Raw genomic sequence first — 20482 nt, 5'->3', positions numbered from 1 at the left:
TCAGATCAATACGCTGATATTCAGATTTTCCATCAACCAATGGTTGTCGGAATAATCAACCGGAATGGCGATCACCGCCGGGCCCTCCACGTCCATGGCCTGACGCAGCTTGCTGACCAGCTCGTCGGCGGATCCCACCGCAAACCCTTGCGCGCCGAACGCATCGGCATAGGCTTTAAAGTCAATCGGACCAAACCTAACGCCCGCCGGGCGGTGGTATTTCTTCTGCTGCTGGATTTCCACCATGTTGTAGCCGTTATCCACCCAGATAATATGCAGGAGGTTGCTTTTCAGGCGCACCGCCGTTTCCAGCTCCATACTGGATTGCATAAACCCGCCGTCGCCGGAAACCGACACCACTTTCTTACCGGGCTGTATTAACGAGGCGGCGATTGCCCAGGGCAGCGCCACGCCCATGGTTTGCTGGCCGTTAGTCATCAAGATCTGTCGCGCCCGGAAGCTATACAGGTAGCGCGCCAGCCAGATATGAAAGCTCCCCATATCCACACACAGCGTGACATCCTCATTCACAATATCCTGCATCGCCCGCACCAGACGCAGTGGATGGATGGCAAATCCTTTCATGTTAATCGCCCGGGCGCTGAGATCGCGACGCTGGCGTTGGCGATCCGCCAACACGGTCTGGGCCGAAAAAGACAGGGAAAAAGGCTCGTGGATGCACGTACTCAACGCATCCACCGTCATCGCAATATTGCCGATCAGTTCGATATCAGGCCGATAGGCATTATCGATCTCCGCTCTTAACACATCGATATGGATCAAGGTCGTGTTCCCGCTGTTCCATAACGCCGGATCGTATTCGATCGGACTGTAGCCCACGGTAACAATCACATCCGCCTGTTGCAGCAGTTGATCGCCAGCCTGATTATTGAATAACCCGACACGTCCGGCAAAACGTTCGAAATGCGCCTGATCGATTACCCCCGCCGCCTGATAGGTACTGGTCACGGGCAATTGACTGTGGTGAAGAAAACGGCGCAGCGCTTGCGCATTCTCCTGCTGGCTCGCCATTAACCCCAGCAGCACCACCGGATTTTTAGCCTGCCGCAGGCACCTGGCCGCAGCGGCGATATCGTGTTGCGGCGCGCCATTTAACAGCGGCAAATGCGAACAGGCCAAAACCGGTCCAGTCACTGGCTCGTTGACGATATCTTGCGGCAGGCTGACAAAGGCGGCCCCCGGACGGCCGCTTTCCGCCGCCCGGAAAGCATTCGCCAGCACTTCCGATATTGCGGAACAGGCCGTAATTTCCGCGCTGAATTTACTGACCGGATGGAACAGGCTGACGGTATCCAGACTCTGATGCGTCAGTTTAAGCTTGTCCGCGCGCTTTACCGCGCCCCCCAGCGCCACCAGCGCATCCCCTTCCGCCGTCGCGGTCGCCAGCCCTGTTACCAGATTGGAACAACCGGGGCCTGACGTCACCAGCGTCACCCCGGCCTTCCCGGTGAGGCGACCTATCGCCGCCGCCATAAACGCGCCGTTCGCCTCATGCCGTACCGGGATCGTCTGAATCGTCGAATTTTCCAGTTCGTCAAAGACGCGATCGATTTTTGCACCGGGAATACCAAAAACATACTTCACGCCCTGTGCTTCCAGATGTTTTACCACCAGCTCTGCCCCGCAGCGCCAGTTCCGCTGTTCCGTTTGCTTTCCCATGACATAACTCCGATGAAATGATTAGCGTTCTACTGATTCGATGATGTTACTCAGGTTTTCCGAGGACAGGTCGGCGTCGAGGAATTCACGATCCTGAGGCAGATCGACGATCAATTTAGCAATCGCGCCAAACATCAGCGTCCCGTTTTCGACGTCATAGTTCAAAATATGCCCGCCCCCCTGACGATCGTCGGTAATGAAGTGTTCGTGATACCCCGCGACATTGATCCCCTGCGTATAAGCCGGACTGCGAAAACCGATAACGCTGCCGCTACGGTGTTCAAAATGAAACGTTGGCTGCCCTTCAACCGCCTCCTGCATCGGTTTATAAGGACGGCACTGCCGCGGCACCGTGCGGGTTTCCACACAGCGAAAATGCCCGTCAAGCCGCAAGGCGCAGAACAGATTGTCCGTCGCGACAATCTCATCGATCTGGCGATGCACGCTTTCTCGCGAGGTCCAGCGATCGAAACGAATCGTTTCCGTCGGGCGAAAAAACGTCATGACCGCAAACGGCGTTTTCTGCTCCGGTTTTGCCGCTCGCGCGTTGCCGTCAGACAACAGCTGGAAAATCTGGCTATTGAGCGCGACCAGTTCCCCATCTAAATGATTAAACGTTCCTAATCCAAAATCGCCATGCGTCAGCAATTCAGCCATCGTCCTGCTGCCTTCGTAAACACCGCTTATCAGCCCACTCATTAGCGAGGTTTGATAAATAACGCCGCCGGCATGCTGGCGCTGAAAGTCATTCGCATAGCTAGCAAAGGCTTCCTCACAGGTTTTATCACTGATATTCACGTTCATACGCTCCTTGTTACCCTGCTAATTACTTCAAAAATAGTTATCTTTAGATAAAGGTTGACGCGATAGAGGACAAAATTCCAATATGCATCTGGAGTTATTTCAAGATCGGAAAAATATGGAGTTTGATAAATGGAATTGCGTTATCTGCGCTATTTCGTCGCTGTCGCGCAAGCACGGCATTTCACCCGTGCGGCGGAAAATCTGGGGATGTCGCAACCCCCCCTCAGCCAGCAGATCAAGAAATTCGAGCAGGAGATAGGAACACCGCTGTTCAAGCGGCTAACGCGCGGCGTCGAAATGACAGAGGCTGGGCAAGCGCTGTATGAAGACGCATTCCGCATCCTGCAACTGACCGATTCGGCGATCGCCCGCACGAGAAGTATCGCACGGGGAGAAAAAGGGAGCCTGAGCGTGGGTTTCTCACCGTCAGCCATGTTTCACCCGACGGTGCTGACGCTACTGCATAATTACTGCCAACAGCACCCGAACGTCCAGCCGCTCCCAAAGGAAGAGAAACCCGCGACGTTGCTCGCTTTGTTGCAGAAACGCAATATTGATATCGCGTTCCTCCGGTTACCTTGCGACCTGAGTGACGATATCAACGGGGAGATTCTGGCTGAAGAACCCATGAAGCTGGTGCTCCCAGCCAGTCATGCGCTCAGCGGTAAGCCCCAGATCTCGCTGAGCGAACTTCGTCAGGAACCGCTGATCATTTTCCCGCGCGACCTCTGTCCGGGGCTGCATGACATGATTATTCGCACCTGCTATCTGTCAGGTTATGATGCAAGACCCAACCCCCTTGCACCGCAATTAAACGCGACCATCAGCATGGTCGCCGCAGGGTTCGGCATTACTCTTGTCCCGCAGTCACTTGCCTGCATCACCTCCGAAAATGTGACCTATCATGATATCGGAATGCCGGAAATCCATACGCACATTGCGGTTATCTGGCGCAAACATGAACGATCTGCCGTTATCGTGAATATGATCCATCTGATACGCCAGTATCTATCCCAGTCTCAGACCGGCTGATATTGCGGTGACCAACATTCTGGCAATCTTCTCGTCAAAAAGCTGGTAATGAAGACAAATTCTTATATGATATTAGTTATCATTATCGTTTTGGCGAATGCAAAAATGCTGACAGCAATGATCACAGCCTGCGGATTATGGAGCGTGAGCTGGTGCATGGGTAAGCAACTGTCCAGCGCCTGGGGCGTCCTGCTCCCCTGCGCCATCATGCCGCTTCTGGCGCTGCTCAATCTGGAACTGACGCACCTGAAAGTCATTATCGCCATCGCCTTGCTCGCGACGCTCGCCATGCTGTTCCATCAGCGTTTACGCCACTATTTGCTGCTCCCCTCTTGCGTGGCGCTGGCTGGCGGTTTGGCTGCACTGTCGGTCATGTTTAATCTGACGATGTAACGCAAACGATAAAACGCCATCATCAATGACGGGATTCAAAGAAGCGAACAAAAAGGAAATTGAAATTAAGGAAGAGAAAGAAGCAGAAGAGAACCGATGGTGCGAAGAGAGGGACTTGAACCCTCACGTCCGTAAGGACACTAACACCTGAAGCTAGCGCGTCTACCAATTCCGCCACCTTCGCACTGAGAACATTGTTCATCTTATGCCATCAAGCGGCTTTAGCGGTAAATCTATCATGACATGGTGCGAAGAGAGGGACTTGAACCCTCACGTCCGTAAGAACACTAACACCTGAAGCTAGCGCGTCTACCAATTCCGCCACCTTCGCAATTCTGCCATGTTGCTCATGCAATATTGATTTACTGCTACGGTTCGACAAACGAAAACCGCTGTGATGATGGTGCGAAGAGAGGGACTTGAACCCTCACGTCCGTAAGGACACTAACACCTGAAGCTAGCGCGTCTACCAATTCCGCCACCTTCGCAACGCCTGTAACACTGCTGACGCAATATCACCACGGAGGCGAATTCTAGAGGTTTTCGCGTAGACGTCAATGATTATTTCCTCCAGAATGCGGGGTTTGCTGTAAAAATCATCATCTCACCGCAGCATGATGCGTAAAGAGTTCATCAAGCCATTCTATAAACACGCGAATCCGCGGCGCGAGAAAACGACCGGGCGTATACATCACGTAAAGCGGCATTGCAGGCGGCGGCATATCAGACAGGATCTCCACCAGTTCTCCGCTTTCCAGATACGGTCGCAAACTGCGGCGTGGTGCCTGAATAATGCCAAGCCCGGCACGGGCGCCAGCGATGAAAGCATCTGTGCCATTAACCTGCAACGCACCGGGTAACATACGCGTCACGCACTCATCACCCACCATGAATTCCAGCGGGTAAAGGTATTCGGTACGCAGAGAAAAATAGCCGACCATTTGGTGCCCCGACAGCGCATCAAGTGAATGCGGCACGCCATACCGCGCCAGATAGTCAGCCGACGCACAGGTAACCTGCGACATCGACGGCAAATGCCGGGTCGCCAGCGTTTCATCGTCCGTCATCCAGGCACGCAGCACGCAGTCGACGCCCTCACGCAACACGTTAATCGCCGCATCGTTAGCGCTTAGCATCAACGTCACCTGCGGATAACGCGCATAGAATTCACCCAGCGCCGGAACGACGATGTCCCGCGCCAGCGAGTGCGGCATATCCACCCGCACTTTACCAACAGGCTGCTGCTTTTGTTGCGTGAATAGCGTGTCGATCTCTTCAATTTCCGCGAGCAATTGCAGACAGCGTTCATAATACAATCGCCCTTCATCCGTGATTTTCACCTGACGGGTCGTGCGTTGCAGCAAACGTACCCCCATCCGCGCTTCAAGCTGTTTGATGGTGTTACTCACCGTTGCACGTGGCAGCGTCAGTCGCTCTGCCGCACGGCTGAAGCTGCCCAGTTCGACAATACGCACAAAAACCCGCATAGCCTGAATATGATCCATCGCCACCACCATTGTTGGTTATTTTTGAATTGTGTTGCATAAAAAACAGTATTTATCTTTTCCAGATAAACAACCAGACTGCTTTCACTGTCAACGAGATGAGGAAGATGACAATGCAACAGCGTAAATTAGGAGCGAACGGCCCACAGGTTTCGGCGATTGGGCTAGGCTGCATGGGAATGAGTGATTTCTACTCCACCGCGCAGGATGAAAAAGAGTCCATCGCCACGTTGCATCGCGCACTGGAACTGGGCGTCACCCTGCTGGATACCGCCGACATGTATGGCCCCCACACCAATGAGCTACTACTCGGCAAAGCGATAAAAGGCAAGCGTGAGCAGGTCTTTCTGGCGACCAAATTCGGCATTATCCGTGACCCGGAAAACCCCTACGCACGCGGCGTCTGCGGTAAACCAGACTACATCCGTAGTGCAGTGGAAGGCAGCCTGACGCGCCTCGGTACGGACGTTATCGATCTCTACTATCAGCACCGTATCGATCCAACCGTTCCCATTGAAGAGACGGTCGGCACGCTGGCCGCGCTGGTTCAGGAAGGAAAGATTCGCTATATCGGTCTGAGTGAAGCCTCCACCAGCACGCTGGAACGCGCGCACCGCGTACACCCCATTACGGCGTTACAAAGCGAATATTCACTATGGACGCGCGATATGGAAACCGACATTCTGCCCGCGTGTGAGCGCCTGGGGATCGGATTTGTGCCTTACAGCCCGCTGGGGCGTGGCTTTCTGACCGGCGCAATTCGCAGCCCGGACGATCTGGCCGCTGACGATTTTCGTCGTACCAATCCACGTTTCTCAGGGGAAAATTTCGGCAAGAATCTGCTGCTGGTAGAAAAAATTAACCAACTGGCGAAGGAAAAACAGGTGACGCCCTCACAATTAGCGCTGGCGTGGGTACTGGCGCAGGGCGAGCATATCGTGCCGATTCCGGGCACCAAACGCCGCCGCTATCTGGAAGAGAACGTCGCGGCGCTGGATGTGACACTAACGCAAGAGGAACTGGCCGCCATTGATGCTATCTTCCCACCCGATGCCGCAGCAGGTGAACGCTACGGCAAGGAGAGTATGGCAACCCTGAATCAGTAGCGTTACCGACGGCCTTTACCTGTCCGCGGCGCACGCGCCAGCGCGGCCTGATAAACCTTGAAACGCCCGGTCTGCGCCAGCACTTCATGGCTGCCAAACGCGGCGTCCAGCAACGCCGGATAAGGCAGGAAAGCATTGGCGACAATACGAAACTGCCCGCCGATCGGCAAATGCGACACCGCACCGCGAATCAGCATTTCCGCAGCTTGCAGGCTGGTTTGCAAACCATCATGAAACGGCGGGTTGGAGACGATCATGTCGAAGCGACCGCTGATGTCCGAATAGACGTTACTGGCGATCACGCTGCCTTCAAGCCCATTCGCCGCCAGCGTCGCCTTACTGGATGCCACAGCGGCGGCGCTGACATCGCTCAGCGTCAAACGGAGCTTCGGCGACTGCTTTGCCAGAACCGTAGCCAGCACGCCCGCGCCGCAGGCGATATCCAGCACTTTACCTTTCATATGTGGCGAAAATGTGGACAACAGCAGTTGGCTGCCGGGATCCAACCCATCGCGACTGAAAACGCCGGGCAGCGTTTTCACCGTCACGCCTTCCGTCACATATTCTTCCCACCAGTCATCTAACGTGAAGCGGGTTTGCTTATCAATCCGACCGTGGTAAAGGCCGCAGCGACGCGCGCTGTCGATTTTTACCAGCTCGACAAAATCAGCCAGCACGCTTTCGGCGCTGCGCACCCCGCTGCGATTTTCCCCGATCACGAACACCTCCGCGCCGACCGGCAGCAGAGAAAGCAAATTGCGCAATTGGAATTCCGCCTCCTGCTTGCTCTTCGGCCAGTAATAGATCAGCGTATCGCTGTCCGCCACCAGCCCGGCATCCGCCACCAGACCATACTGGGCGCTCTCCCCCAGTGGTTTTACCATCTGCTGCCAGTGATGATATTGATTACAGTGGACACGCACCGACGCAGCCTCAAACTGCACAGGCAGGGTGTCCTGTAGATCGCCGGCAAACAGAACGCGGCGGGAGAGAAATTCGTCACTATGGCGCAGTACGACTTCACTGGCGGGGGTTAATGCGGACATCAGGCTACGGCTCCTTATTCATTGAGCGGGGATTATATACGCTTCGTCCCCGAAGTTGCAGAGCGGAAAGCGTGGCGGATGGGAAATTACCGCGCCGACATTGGCGCAGCACGACGGGGTTTGTTAGCATAGACCGGACTCATTTTTCGTTCGCCAGACAGGATACGCATGGAATCAAGACGTGACCGACTGCTACAGCAACTGGGGATTACGCAGTGGACGCTGCGCCGCCCAGCGGTGTTGCAGGGCGAAATTGCCGTCAGCCTGCCGGCGCAGACGCGTCTGGTGATCGTCTCTACCGAGCCGTTGACCGATGATGATCCCCTGCTGGCCGACGTGCTGCACAGCCTGGCGATCTCGCCCGCACAGGCCTATCGCCTGACGCCGCAACAGGCAGAGATGCTGCCCGACAGCGCGCGCTGCCCCAGCTGGCGGTTGGGGATGACCGCGCCGATTGCGCTACAGGGTATTCAGCTTACCAGCCCCCATCTTTCCGAACTCTATCAAAATGCCGCCGCCAAACGGGCGCTGTGGCAACAGATCTGTGAACATGAACACGATATCTTCTCTGACGTCAGCCGATCTGACGCAAGCGTTTCAGATTGAACAAATCAGCCACGCCTTTCCGTGGACGGAAAAAACGTTTATCAGCAATCAGGGCGATCGTTACGTCAACCTGAAGCTCTGCCACAACGGGCAGCTTGCCGCTTACGCCATCACCCAGGTAGTGCTGGATGAGGCAACGCTGTTCAACATTGCCGTACACCCAGAACACCAGCGTCAAGGGCTGGGTCGCAGGCTGCTGGCGTATTTAATCGAAGAGATGGAGAAACGCGGGATCCTGACGCTATGGCTGGAGGTTCGCGCGTCAAACGCGCGGGCGATCGCGCTCTACGAAAGTCTGGGCTTTAATGAAGTCTCGGTGCGCCGCGATTATTACCCCACCGCGCAGGGCCGGGAAGATGCCATCATTATGGCGTTGCCGCTGGGCTGATCGCCCGCGCGGGCAATGTCGTCAGAGAACCCACCCCAAGGTGGGTTCTCCCTGTTTAAAGGCAAAGGATTCACGATCGCCGATTTAGAAATCAATCGACATCGACAGCTTCAACGACCGCGGATCGCCCTGATACAGGTAAGCCCCCGTATCGTTTACCGATGCCCAGTATTTTTCATTGGTGACGTTTTCCACATTGGCACGCCACACCAGCGTATGCTCGTCCATCGGCACGCTATAGCGCACGCCAAGATCCAGACGCGTCCAGGGTTTGAGTTTCAGGGTGTTACTGTCATTGGCATACTGCGAACCGGAGCGAATCACGGTTCCCGCCAGCGTTAACCCTTCCACCTGCTTGATATCGTATTCCGACCCGAATACCAGTTGATAACGCGGTACGCCAACCACATCGTTACCGTCATTCTGGCCGTCCTGCGTTTTAATCTGCTGGGCGGCAATCCAGGTTGCGCTGCCGTTCAGCCGCAGGCCGAAGACAGGTTCACCGAAGACGTTCAGCTCCATCCCGCGGTGGCGGCGCTCGCCGTAAAGGCCATAGGTCATATTCGAACGATCGACCATTTCGTATGGACGAGTGATCTCAAACAACGCTAACGAACCGCCCACGCGTTCATAGTCAAATTTCACGCCCACTTCATTTTGCTTGGCGACATAAATGCCTGTGACATTCCCGCCATTGACAACCGGAACGCCACCCAAGTTACTCGGTGCCGATTTCCCCGGAGAAAGCGCTTCTATGTGGTTAGCATACAGAGAAATATTTTCCCACGGCTTCACCACCAAACCATAAGCTGGCGTCACTTTAGTACGATTAAAAGCGCTATCCCGTTCTTCAACACCGGCATAGCTGTAGTTGCGTACCATAATCTCCTGACGACGCAGGCCCAGCGTTAATGCCACCTTATCATCCAGTATTGACATCGTATCTGATATGGCTAAGCCGGTACTTCTGATTCGCGCGCGGACCTTGGGATCGCCCATATCCCCACCGCCAGACTGGGTAGACGGGTAATCTATTTGCACCGGGTGGTAAATATTGGTGTTGCTACTGGCTGACATATCCCAGGCAGTACGGTTTTTCGCATAAACACCTGAATAGCCCATATTGACTTTATGCGTGACAAAACCTGTATCGAACTGCCCGCGAAGACCTAACAAGCCGGAAAACGTATCGCGCACCAGCGGCACGCCCATGCGTGATATGGTGGCATTGCCGTTGTTATCGGTGAGCGTTGCCGAGCCATAATTGCCCGACTCATCCGCCCGACTGCTGCCGACACCGGAATACAACGTCCAGTTATCAGCGATGTCATATTCGCTGCGCCACATACCGAACGTGGTTTTCAGATCGGTCGACACCCATTTCTGGCTATAGTTTAACGTCGCATCCGGCACAGAAGGGATGGCAGTCGCATTGCCAATCCCTACGGCAATCCGCCCACCGTGGACATACTGATGCTGATAGCCGGCATCCAGCGAGGTACGGAAGCGATCGCCGCGGTAATCCAGACCAATGGAGGCCATTGACATACGATCTTTCTGATCGTGAATGGCGCTTTCCCCTTCCCGGTGCAGGACGTTAACCCTCACGCCAAACTCATTGTTGTCGCCAAAGCGACGACCGACATCCAGCCCGCCGCCTACCTTGTTTTTCGATTCATAATCTACCGTCAGGCGCGTGAGCGGGTCATCCGTTGCGTGTTTCGGCTCGACGTTAATTGAGCCCCCTACGCCGCTACCAACCCCGCCGCCGGAGACGCCGTTCACAAACGCGTTGGCACCTTTAAATACCTCTACACGCTCGACCATGTTGGTTGAGACCATCTGGCGTGGCATGACGCCGTACAGCCCACCGAAGGTAATGTCGTCCCCATCCAGCAGAAAACCACGGATACGATAGGTTTCCATAAAGTTGCCGAAGCCTTTCAGCGTGTGGATAGATGCATCGTTTTTAACGACATCAGCCAGCGTTTCCGCCTGCTGGGAAAGGATCATCTTGTCGGTATAGCTAATCACGTTAAAGGGAACGTCACGGGCATTCTGCTGGCCCAGAAAACCGACACGCCCGCCGTTGGCGATCTGCCCATCTAAATAAGCGGGCACCAGATCGTCGCCGCCAGCCCGGAATGTGTTACCCGGTTTAGCCACCACCGTAATGGTATCACTCGTGTTCTCTCTTGCTGACGCAGAAGACGTCGTCGTCGGCTGGGCCGCTGTTGGCGGTTCTGCCGCCAACAGCGGCATGGCCATGCCGCCGCACAAAACACCAATCAACACCGCCAGTTTTGTTGGGATTCCCGCAGTGGACTTCGTCAATCGTAATTCTTTCATCGCTTTCTCAAATGGATAATAATGATTATTATTTGTGTTGCTAATTATGACCTGAGCTATCCACAAAACAAGTCATAGAGCACCACTTATTATGCAATAAACGTCGTTCAAACATGAAAAATGCCGCTTAGCGTCACATAACGGGCGTCATGAGTTCATAACAAGTGAAAAAGTAGAAGTCATCACGTGCGCTACTCGCCCGCTGAATTCCCCCTTGCTTCACGCATCCGACAAAATCATTTGCCACGGGAGAAGCAAAAGATTTGTGAACATCCGCATACAGACACAACGGGAGGCTCTGAACATCGGCCCATTACCGTTATCGAAGGCATGGGTGTAAAACAGTCGGGCCTGAGCCCGGTAAATGCCGAGTTCAGGCCCGATTAGCCGCCAGATACCAGCAGCCGAATGGTGTAGGGTAGGTGCTATCCAGACGGTCGAGAGATTATTCGCTGTCGCCCAGCAGCACGGATTCCAGCGCGATCTCAATCATTTCGTTGAACGTGGTCTGACGCTCCTCTGACGTGGTTTGTTCGCCGGAGCGAATATGGTCAGACACGGTACAGATTGCCAGCGCTTTCGCCCCGAATTCCGCCGCCACGCCGTAGATCCCCGCGGCCTCCATCTCTACTCCCAGAATGCCGTATTTTTCCATCACGTCGAACATCTGCGGATCGGGTGTATAGAACAGATCGGCGGAAAAAATGTTACCCACGCGCACAGAAACGCCGCGGTTTTTGGCGGCATCAACCGCGTTGCGCACCATATCGAAATCCGCAATGGCCGCATAATCATGATCTTTGAAGCGCATACGATTCACTTTGGAATCCGTACAGGCTCCCATACCAATCACCACATCCCGCAGTTTGACGTCCTCACGCACCGCACCGCATGATCCAACGCGGATGATCTTCTTGACGCCGAATTCGGTGATCAGCTCTTTCGCATAGATCGAACAAGATGGTATCCCCATCCCGTGTCCCATCACGGAAATTTTACGGCCTTTGTACGAGCCGGTGAACCCCAGCATGCCGCGGACGTTGTTCACTTCACGAGCATTTTCCAGAAAGGTTTCAGCAATATATTTGGCGCGCAACGGGTCGCCCGGCATCAGTACAACGTCGGAAAAATCACCCCTTTCTGCATTAATATGTGGCGTAGCCATGCTTTATTCCTTCATTAGTCAGTTTCACGTAAACGCTGCTTTTTACAGTATCGATTTTCCGTAGTCCATAGGCGACAAGCCAAAGTAGGCGGCGACCGTCTGCCCGATATCGGCGAAGGTTTCACGGTGGCCGTATGAACCAGGCTTCACTTTTGGCCCGTAAATCAACACCGGTACGTTTTCACGCGTGTGATCGGTGCCGTGCCAGGTCGGATCGCAGCCGTGGTCAGCCGTCAGAATCAGGATATCCTCCCCCGTCACGCGGGACATCAGCTCCGGCAAGCGGCGGTCAAACAGCTCCAGTGCGGCGGCATAACCCGGGACATCACGGCGATGGCCGTAGGCAGAGTCGAAATCAACAAAATTGGTAAATACGATAGTGTTATCACCCGCGCCGTCCATCTCTTTCAGCGTGGCATCAAACAACGCATCAATACCGGTTGCTTTCACCTTTTTGGTGATGCCGACCTGCGCATAAATATCCGCAATTTTACCGACGGAAACCACCTCGCCGCCTTTTTCCTCCACCAGCTTTTTCAACATGGTTGGCGCAGGCGGTTCAACGGCCAGATCGTGACGGTTACCGGTGCGCTCAAAGTGGCCGGGTCGATCGCCAACAAAAGGACGTGCGATCACGCGCCCGATGTTGTAACCGCCTTCGGTCAACTCTTCGCGCGCAATCTCACACAGCGCGTACAGTTTATCCAGCCCGAACGTCTCTTCATGGCAGGCAATCTGAAACACGGAATCCGCCGAGGTGTAAAAAATCGGTTTGCCCGTCTTCATGTGTTCTTCACCCAGCCGATCCAGAATCACCGTACCAGAAGAGTGACAGTTGCCCAGATAGCCCGGCAAATTGGCGCGTTTGACCAGTTTATCCAGCAACGCCTGCGGAAAACTGTTTTCTTCATCTTTAAAATAGCCCCAGTCAAACAGCACAGGTACACCGGCGATTTCCCAGTGACCAGAGGGCGTGTCCTTACCGGAAGAAATCTCGCTGGCATACGCATAGGCCCCGATAATGTCTGCGTTTTCATCCAGCCCGGCAGGAAACGTCCCCGTCGAAGCCTCTGCGGCTTTACCTAACCCCAAACGGCTCAGATTCGGCAAATGCAACGCGCCGCTGCGCCCCATGTCTGCCTTGCCAGCCGCACACTGCTGAGCAATATGCCCCAGCGTATCTGAACCCGCATCGCCAAAACGTTCTGCATCGGCACTGCTGCCGATGCCAAACGAGTCGAGAACCATAATATATGCACGTTTCATTCTTGCTCTCCTGCGCTGTTATGCGCAAACGCCCCGCCTGTCGGCAGGGTTGTTCAATTCACCTGGCGGCGCGGTTACGCATCCGCACTCACCCGCTGATAAACCATTGGGGTCTTTTCAGGTTCGACGTCGCCCAATTGAATCGCGGCGCGAATTTCATCCGCCGCCTGCTGCCATTGTGCTTCCGTATTGGCGTGGACTACCGCCAGCGGGCGCTGCCCGTCTACGCGTTCTCCCAGACTGACCATACAATCCAGCCCGACGCTATAATCGATCGCATCGCTGGCCTGACGACGTCCGCCGCCCAGCGCCACCACGGCCATGCCCAGCGCCCGGGTGTCCATCGCAGTGACAATCCCTTCTCCCGTGGCGAAAACAGGTTTACTGAGCATCGCGACCGGCAGATAGCGATCATAATGTTCGACAAAATCGGCTGGACCGCGCTGCGCCGCCACCATACGGCCAAAAACCTCCGCGGCGCTGCCGTTATCCAACACGGCCTGCAAACGCGAACGCGCGTCATCCGCCGAGTGCGCCAGTCCCCCCGCCAGTAGCATCTCGCCGCATAGCGCCATCGTCACATCATACAGGCGTGGATTACGGCGCTCCCCCGTCAGGAAACGCACCGCTTCCCGCACTTCTAACGCGTTGCCCGCGCTGGAGGCCAGCACCTGATTCATATCGGTCAGCAACGCGCTGGTACGGCACCCCGCATTATTCGCCACGCCGACAATCGCCTGCGCCAACTGCTCAGACAACGCATAGGTTGGCATAAACGCCCCCGATCCCACTTTGACATCCATGACCAGCGCATCCAGCCCTTCTGCCAGCTTCTTCGCTAAGATCGATGCAGTAATCAGCGGGATCGAATCAACCGTCGCGGTAATGTCACGCGTAGCGTAAAAACGCTTATCCGCCGGAGCCAACGATGACGTCTGCCCAATAATCGCCACGCCAACCTGCTGGATGATCCGTCGGAAATCATCATCATTTGGGAAAATATCCAATCCCGGAATCGATTCGAGCTTATCCAGCGTACCACCGGTATGGCCTAAACCGCGCCCGGAGATCATAGGAACGTATCCCCCGCAGGCCGCGACCATCGGCCCCAACATCAGCGAGGTCACATCTCCCACACCGCCGGTGGAATGTTTGTCCACCAGTGGGCCATTCAGGTTCAGACTTTTCCAGTCCAATACCGTGCCAGAATCACGCATCGCCAACGTCAGCGCCACGCGCTCGTCCATCGACATGTCATGAAAATAAATCGTCATCGCCAGAGCGGCGATTTGTCCTTCCGAGACGGTATTGTCGCGAATACCGTTGATAAAGAAGCGGATTTCTTCTTCGCTCAGTGCTTTTCCATCACGCTTCTTACGAATAATTTCCTGAACCAGAAACAAGATCTGTACTCCTGATGAATTCTGATATGGCGCAACGCGCCAAAGCAGGCCTGCCGTCCATCGCCTCTTCTGCGCCCAAAATAGGTACGCCACTTGCCGATTAGACGACGGCCTCTTACGCGTCACTCATACAGCCAGCCCTTTGATTTGAACACGCCATGTCTGGATTTTTTGTGCAATCATTCACACTTGATGTAAGAGAAATGCAATAGATAGTGATTATATGTGATTTTAATCACACATTCTTCTCCGAAAAGGCTCATCAGATGAATGACACGCGGCGACACTCCCCGGCCAACCGCCTGATAGCACACGCCTGATACTTTCGGTTCGAATCCTGTAAGCATAGCGGTTTCTCCCTGAACGCAGGGCGCAACCGCAGGCAAAGCGGGTAAATTATTTCCCTGCTGAGGGTTTGCGATAATCCAGCGCCGGTTCACGGTCTCCCAGTAGCGGTTTATAGTGGAAATTCTCGCCACGACGCTCGTTAAATTCGGCCTTCGCCTGTTGAATCAATACGGGATCGTTCAGTAACTTAGCCCCCGTCACGGCCAGCGTTTTGGCCGCAACTTCCATGCCTTTATAGCCAATCGCCATACCTCCGGATGCCACCGCCTGCCAGCTGTGCGCCGGTACGCCGGGCACCCAGGTCGCCGTTCCCAACCCGACCGTCGGCACCACCCAACTGACATCGCCCACATCGGTCGAGGCATATCCCGTCCCGCCAAAATGGTACGGCGCGATATCACCCGCACGGGAAAGCGGCGGCAGTCTGGATTGATCCAATGTTTTCTGTAAAGCCGAGGCAAAATCCGTGTCCGCCTTATCCCACTGCGGCGCCCCAACGCGTCGGAGGCTGTCATCCATCACGTTTCCCAGCACGTCATTAGGCAACAGGCTGTACACACCGCCGAGAATTTCGAACTCATAGCGCGTTTCGGTTCCCAGCGCTGCGCCTTCCGCCGCTTTACGGATGCGATCGGTCACGCTGGCAACCACGGCCGGATCGGGGTGACGCACATAATAATAGACTTCGGCGAAATCCGGCACCACGTTCGGCGCTTTACCCCCATCGGTAATCACATAGTGAATCCGCGTCTCCTGCGGCACATGCTCCCGCATCGCGTTCACCATAAAATTCAGCGCCTCCACACCGTCCAGCGCCGAACGGCCTTTCTCTGGCGCCATTGCCGCATGGGCAGAATGGCCATAGAAACGGAACTTGCCGTTCACATTCGCCAGCGTATAAGTCTGCGAGGCAGAATTTTCATCGCCGGGATGCCAGTGCAGCATCACATCCACCTCCTTAAACAGCCCCGCCCGCGTCATATAGACTTTACCAGAACCGCCCTCTTCAGCCGGCGTGCCGTAAACCCGAATTTGGCCCGGTTTCCCCGTTGCCTCCAGCCACTGTTTCAGCGCAATCGCCGCTCCAACCGACCCGGCGCCAAACAGGTGATGCCCGCAGGCATGTCCGGCTTCAATACCGTCAATCGGCGAACGCGTCGGCGTCGCGGCCTGAGAGAACCCCGGTAACGCATCCATCTCAGCCAGAATACCGATAACCGGCCCGCCGGATTTCCCTGCCGTCGCGACAAACGCCGTCGGGATCCCCGCGACGCCAGCTTCAATGCGAAACCCTGCGGCCTTTAGCTCATCCTGTAATAGCCGGGAGGTGTTCGTCTCTAAATAGCCCAACTCAGGCTTTGACCATATCTGCCGGGCAACGCTCGTCATCTGACTGGCGTAGTTCGCAACGGCGTTCACAATCGTTTCCCGATCGTTTTCAGCCAGTTCAGCGGCATGGCTCAGTGAAAAGAAGCAAGAAGAGAGCGCCACGACCAACGCTGGCGGTAGATATCGTTTCAGTGTCATACGTTTTCCCTATCCGTAAAAGAAATGCATGTCGGTAAATAACGACGATTGATGTGGTGCGGTGTTATTTATGTTTAGCTGTGCCGAACCGCTTTTTCAAAAATAAACCGCTCAGCGACAGCAACTTACTACTTCACTCGGCAGGATAAGCGCCCTAAACTGACTGTCACCGAAACCCTTTCAGAGAGTCGCTGATAGCCCATGACGGAACGCGATGAACATTCCGGCTGGTATCTGTACATCCTGCGCACCGCCTCGGGCGCGCTCTATACAGGCATCACAACCAATGTTGCCCGTCGTCTGACGCAACACCAGAGGGGAAAAGGCGCTAAAGCGCTGCGGGGAAAAGGCGAGTTGACGCTGGTTTTTCAGTGCGCGGCGGGGGATCGCTCAAACGCGCTCAGGCTGGAATACCGCATTAAGCAGTTGAGTAAAAACCAAAAAGAACGGCTGATACAGGATCAGCCGGAGACACTCTGCGTTGATGTGTTGTTTGCTGGCGAGAGAAAAGCGTTAAACGGTTCGGCATATTCCACCAGCCCACTGACCTGTGCAAAGCCGCTTTCGCTTTCCGACTGACCTTCACCTGCAACATGGTTATCCGCCAATTGATATACCTGAAATGCCGATTCGCTATCCGCCCAACGGCTATGCAGTTGCTGTTCTGCTGCGGGAATGAAACCAAAACGGGCGTAATAAGCGGGGTCCCCCAACACGACAACCGCGTTGTAGCCAAATTCATTCAGCGCATCCAGTCCTTCGTAGACCAACTTTTCCCCCACGCCCTGACGACGCAGAGTCTCTTCTACCGCCAGGGGCGCAAGCGCCACCCATTGCCGCTCCTCACCGGCAATGAGTACCGGGCTGAATGCGACATAACCGACGACGCCGCCCTCATCATCCGTCGCGACGACACCCAGCGTCAATAAGCCATCTTCCCGCAGTTGATGAACCAGATGCGCTTCCGCGCCCGTCGGAAAAGCGCGGCGCAGCAGGCTGTCGATCCCCACGGCGTCCACCGGGATTTCAACACGAATCAACATGATGCCGGCGCGCGACTGGTTGGTTGCATCACGCCCTCCTGTAAACCCGCCTCGACGAAATTCGCCAGTTGCAGCAGACCGATACGCAACGGCGCAGGCATCGCCTCCAGCTCAATAGCATCCATCAGGTTCTTCACATACAGCCCCAGTTCGGTATCCCCTTCTATGCGCAGGCGACGCTGGAAAAAGAGCGTATCGGGATCTTCTTTACGGGCCGCAATCAAAATCAGATCGTTAGCGTCCGCGCTGAAACTGACATCCGGCGTCTCGTCATGACTCACCACTAAACGACCGTCGCGCAGCGTCATAAACCACTGTAAACCCACGTCCCGCACGTCAATTTTCAACCAGCGGCTTTCGAGAAATTCCAGGTCGCCCTCTTCCAGCGCCTGATGAAACTGCCAGCCCAACAGCTGTTCCAACACCTGACGCTGTAGCGCAAAAGGCGTGAACTTAAGCGGCTTACCGAATAAGCCCGGCCCTTGACGCACAATCTGCGCCCGTAGTTTATCCAACACTGGCGTACTCCTCTAAAAGCAATCTGACTGTTCAGATAATCTTCGGACATTTTGCCATATCCGCCGTAAGCGACAGAGGCCTATATCAATAATTTAGTCGGTTATCTATTTATGCCCAACAGATTTCGTTCAAGACAGACGATTAACACCATAATCTGGCTTAAATCAAAGTCATTTCCCGACCGGTTAATTAAGATTCTCTATCGTTAACAACATTCATCGACTGATAACAACTTTCATCAGTCCGAACGTCATTGATCGTGCCGAACGGCTGCGGCCCGACATGGATTAATGAAGGACAGAGAGAATATGGAACTGCTTTGCCCCGCCGGTAACCTGCCGGCTTTGAAAGCTGCCATTGATAATGGTGCGGATGCGGTCTACATCGGCCTGAAAGACGACACCAACGCACGTCATTTCGCCGGGCTGAATTTTACCGAGAAGAAGCTACAGGAAGCGCGCGAGTACGTACACCGCCACCGGCGTAAACTGCATATCGCGATCAATACCTTTGCGCACCCGGACGGCTATCAGCGCTGGCAACACGCCGTGGATATGGCCGCGCAGATCGGGGCCGATGTACTGATCCTCGCCGATCTTGCCATGCTGGAATATGCCGCCGAACGCTATCCCGGCATCGAACGCCACGTCTCAGTGCAGGCTTCCGCCACCAACACCGAAGCGATTCGCTTCTATCATCGCCATTTCGATGTCTCACGCATCGTTCTGCCGCGCGTGCTCTCTATTCATCAGGTGAAGCAAATCGCCCGTACCAGCCCGGTGCCGCTTGAAGTCTTCGCCTTTGGCAGCCTGTGCATTATGGCGGAAGGTCGCTGCTACCTCTCTTCTTATCTGACCGGCGAATCGCCGAATACCGTTGGCGCCTGCTCGCCGGCGCGGTTTGTCCGTTGGCAGCAGACGGAAAACGGCATGGAATCCCGTCTTAACGATGTCCTGATTGACCGCTATCAGGACGATGAAAACGCCGGTTATCCCACACTGTGTAAAGGCCGCTATTTAGTCGATGGGCAGCGCTACCACGCGCTGGAAGAACCAACCAGCCTGAACACGTTGGCATTGCTGCCGGAACTGATGGCTGCCAATATCGCCTCTGTAAAAATCGAAGGTCGTCAGCGCAGCCCGGCCTACGTCAGCCAGATCACCCAGGTGTGGCGGCAGGCAATAGACCGTTGTCGCGCCCATCCAGAGACATTCATTCCGACTCAAGCATGGATGGATGCGTTAGGCGCGGTGGCGGAAGGTGCGCAGACCACGCTTGGCGCTTACCACCGCAAATGGCAGTAGCAGGAGAACACATGAAATACGCATTAGGGAATATCCTCTACTACTGGCCGAAAGAGAATATTGAGACATTTTATCAGGCGGCGATGAAGAGCAGCGCCGACATCATTTATCTCGGCGAAACGGTGTGCAGCAAACGTCGCCTGATGAAAGCGGCGGACTGGTTCAATATGGCGCGTGATATCGCCGCCAGCGGAAAACAGGTGGTCATCTCCACGTTGGCGCTATTGCAGGCACCGTCTGAACTCACGGAGTTAACACGCTATGTGGAAAACGGCGAGTTCTTACTGGAAGCCAACGATCTGGGAGCCGTGAACATGGCCGCCGAGCGTGGGCTCCCCTTTGTCGCCGGGCACGCACTAAACTGCTATAACGCTTACGCCCTGCGCGTGCTGCATAAACAAGGCATGATGCGCTGGTGTATGCCGGTCGAACTCTCGCGCGACTGGTTGCAAAACCTGCTCAATCAGTGCGATGAACTTGGTTTTCGTCATCAGTTTGAAGTGGAAGTGCTCAGCTATGGCCACCTGCCTCTGGCCTATTCCGCACGCTGTTTTACCGCCCGTTCAGAAAATCGGCCAAAAGATGAATGCGAAACCTGCTGCCTCAACTACCCACAGGGCAGAAGCGTGCTGTCGCAGGAAAACCAGCAGGTTTTCGTCCTCAACGGCATCCAGACGCAAAGCGGCTATTGTTACAATCTGGGCAATGAACTGACGTCAATGCAAGGCTTGGTCGATATTGTCCGGCTGTCCCCTCATGACATCAGCACCCCTGCGATGCTGGATAAATTCCGCGCCAACGAACAGGGAAATGCGCCACTCACGCTGGAAAATCAGGCGGATTGCAACGGCTATTGGCGTCGCGTCGCCGGGCTTGAGCTCGTTCCGTAACCGAACTGTCCGCTTTTTTACACGCTCTGAGGCATCAAGCCTCAGAACACAACGTGATTGTTTTGAACGTCCTAACGTTTTGAACAGCCCCACGCGGCGGCTCTTGAG

Annotated in this window: 19 protein-coding genes and 3 tRNA genes; 8 read left to right on the top strand and 14 right to left on the bottom strand. The window is 55.0% G+C overall.

Going from position 1 to position 20482, the window contains the following annotated elements; all coding sequences use genetic code 11:
• Window positions 1-1680, bottom strand: a complete 1680-nt coding sequence (alsS, locus tag EDC54_RS06025; RefSeq protein WP_132454251.1) for an acetolactate synthase AlsS — start codon at window positions 1678-1680, stop codon at window positions 1-3.
• A 21-nt stretch (window positions 1681-1701) separates the two neighbouring features.
• The gene (budA, locus tag EDC54_RS06020; RefSeq protein ID WP_132454249.1) at window positions 1702-2484 is read right to left on the bottom strand and encodes an acetolactate decarboxylase; all 783 of its coding nucleotides are present in this window, start codon (window positions 2482-2484) and stop codon (window positions 1702-1704) included.
• 129 nt (window positions 2485-2613) lie between these two features.
• Between budA and EDC54_RS06015 the strand changes: the two genes are divergently transcribed.
• Window positions 2614-3516 (top strand): LysR family transcriptional regulator, encoded by a 903-nt coding sequence (locus EDC54_RS06015; RefSeq protein WP_132454247.1) that lies wholly within the window; start codon window positions 2614-2616, stop codon window positions 3514-3516.
• A 105-nt stretch (window positions 3517-3621) separates the two neighbouring features.
• Window positions 3622-3909 (top strand): DUF1435 domain-containing protein, encoded by a 288-nt coding sequence (locus EDC54_RS06010; RefSeq protein WP_132454456.1) that lies wholly within the window; start codon window positions 3622-3624, stop codon window positions 3907-3909.
• A 97-nt stretch (window positions 3910-4006) separates the two neighbouring features.
• Here EDC54_RS06010 and EDC54_RS06005 read toward each other — a convergent pair.
• The 4 genes from EDC54_RS06005 to EDC54_RS05990 form a co-directional block, all read right to left on the bottom strand.
• Window positions 4007-4093: transfer RNA gene (locus tag EDC54_RS06005), tRNA-Leu, on the bottom strand.
• A gap of 60 nt (window positions 4094-4153) precedes the next feature.
• Window positions 4154-4240 (bottom strand) — tRNA-Leu (locus tag EDC54_RS06000).
• Window positions 4241-4310: 70 nt separating this feature from the next.
• Window positions 4311-4397: transfer RNA gene (locus EDC54_RS05995), tRNA-Leu, on the bottom strand.
• 111 nt (window positions 4398-4508) lie between these two features.
• The gene (locus tag EDC54_RS05990) at window positions 4509-5414 is read right to left on the bottom strand and encodes a LysR family transcriptional regulator (protein WP_132454245.1); all 906 of its coding nucleotides are present in this window, start codon (window positions 5412-5414) and stop codon (window positions 4509-4511) included.
• A 113-nt stretch (window positions 5415-5527) separates the two neighbouring features.
• Between EDC54_RS05990 and EDC54_RS05985 the strand changes: the two genes are divergently transcribed.
• Window positions 5528-6520: an aldo/keto reductase gene (locus EDC54_RS05985; protein WP_132454243.1), complete on the top strand. Its 993-nt coding sequence runs from the start codon at window positions 5528-5530 to the stop codon at window positions 6518-6520.
• A gap of 2 nt (window positions 6521-6522) precedes the next feature.
• On the opposite strand, the gene rsmC is transcribed toward EDC54_RS05985, so the two are convergent.
• A complete protein-coding gene (gene rsmC / locus EDC54_RS05980) occupies window positions 6523-7566 on the bottom strand; it encodes a 16S rRNA (guanine(1207)-N(2))-methyltransferase RsmC (RefSeq protein WP_132454241.1) in 1044 nt (347 codons plus the stop codon).
• Window positions 7567-7734: 168 nt separating this feature from the next.
• Between rsmC and EDC54_RS05975 the strand changes: the two genes are divergently transcribed.
• Window positions 7735-8172, top strand: coding sequence for a DNA polymerase III subunit psi (locus EDC54_RS05975; RefSeq protein WP_132454239.1), 438 nt, complete (start codon window positions 7735-7737; stop codon window positions 8170-8172).
• Window positions 8117-8560, top strand: a complete 444-nt coding sequence (gene rimI, locus EDC54_RS05970) for a ribosomal protein S18-alanine N-acetyltransferase (RefSeq protein WP_132454237.1) — start codon at window positions 8117-8119, stop codon at window positions 8558-8560. Before EDC54_RS05975 ends, rimI begins: the two co-directional genes overlap by 56 nt.
• Window positions 8561-8644: 84 nt before the next feature.
• Here rimI and EDC54_RS05965 read toward each other — a convergent pair whose 3' ends face one another.
• From EDC54_RS05965 to EDC54_RS05945, 5 genes are all read right to left on the bottom strand, one after another.
• On the bottom strand, window positions 8645-10828 hold the full coding sequence (locus tag EDC54_RS05965) for a TonB-dependent receptor (protein ID WP_230514483.1): 2184 nt from the start codon (window positions 10826-10828) through the stop codon (window positions 8645-8647).
• Window positions 10829-11354: 526 nt separating this feature from the next.
• The gene (deoD, locus tag EDC54_RS05960) at window positions 11355-12074 is read right to left on the bottom strand and encodes a purine-nucleoside phosphorylase (protein WP_132454233.1); all 720 of its coding nucleotides are present in this window, start codon (window positions 12072-12074) and stop codon (window positions 11355-11357) included.
• A gap of 42 nt (window positions 12075-12116) precedes the next feature.
• Window positions 12117-13340, bottom strand: coding sequence for a phosphopentomutase (gene deoB / locus EDC54_RS05955; protein ID WP_132454231.1), 1224 nt, complete (start codon window positions 13338-13340; stop codon window positions 12117-12119).
• Between the two features lie 74 nt (window positions 13341-13414).
• Window positions 13415-14743, bottom strand: coding sequence for a thymidine phosphorylase (deoA, locus tag EDC54_RS05950; RefSeq protein ID WP_132454229.1), 1329 nt, complete (start codon window positions 14741-14743; stop codon window positions 13415-13417).
• Between the two features lie 396 nt (window positions 14744-15139).
• Window positions 15140-16618, bottom strand: coding sequence for an amidohydrolase (locus EDC54_RS05945; protein WP_132454227.1), 1479 nt, complete (start codon window positions 16616-16618; stop codon window positions 15140-15142).
• 201 nt (window positions 16619-16819) lie between these two features.
• On the opposite strand from EDC54_RS05945, the gene EDC54_RS05940 reads away from it, so the two are divergent.
• A complete protein-coding gene (locus EDC54_RS05940; protein WP_132454225.1) occupies window positions 16820-17197 on the top strand; it encodes a GIY-YIG nuclease family protein in 378 nt (125 codons plus the stop codon).
• Here EDC54_RS05940 and EDC54_RS05935 read toward each other — a convergent pair.
• Both EDC54_RS05935 and ubiT read right to left on the bottom strand, forming a co-directional pair.
• Window positions 17080-17661, bottom strand: coding sequence for a GNAT family N-acetyltransferase (locus EDC54_RS05935; RefSeq protein ID WP_132454223.1), 582 nt, complete (start codon window positions 17659-17661; stop codon window positions 17080-17082). The genes EDC54_RS05940 and EDC54_RS05935 overlap by 118 nt on opposite strands.
• The gene (ubiT, locus tag EDC54_RS05930; RefSeq protein WP_132454221.1) at window positions 17655-18179 is read right to left on the bottom strand and encodes a ubiquinone anaerobic biosynthesis accessory factor UbiT; all 525 of its coding nucleotides are present in this window, start codon (window positions 18177-18179) and stop codon (window positions 17655-17657) included. Before ubiT ends, EDC54_RS05935 begins: the two co-directional genes overlap by 7 nt.
• 309 nt (window positions 18180-18488) lie before the next feature.
• On the opposite strand from ubiT, the gene ubiU reads away from it, so the two are divergent.
• Window positions 18489-19484 carry a ubiquinone anaerobic biosynthesis protein UbiU gene (gene ubiU, locus EDC54_RS05925; RefSeq protein WP_132454219.1) on the top strand — a complete coding sequence of 332 codons (996 nt, stop codon included), beginning with the start codon at window positions 18489-18491 and terminating at the stop codon, window positions 19482-19484.
• An 11-nt stretch (window positions 19485-19495) separates the two neighbouring features.
• A complete protein-coding gene (locus tag EDC54_RS05920; protein WP_132454217.1) occupies window positions 19496-20374 on the top strand; it encodes a U32 family peptidase in 879 nt (292 codons plus the stop codon).
• Window positions 20375-20482 lie beyond the last annotated feature (108 nt).

This window comes from Samsonia erythrinae (assembly GCF_004342665.1).
GTDB lineage: Bacteria > Pseudomonadota > Gammaproteobacteria > Enterobacterales > Enterobacteriaceae > Samsonia > Samsonia erythrinae.
This window is presented reverse-complemented; position numbering and strand designations above follow the sequence as displayed.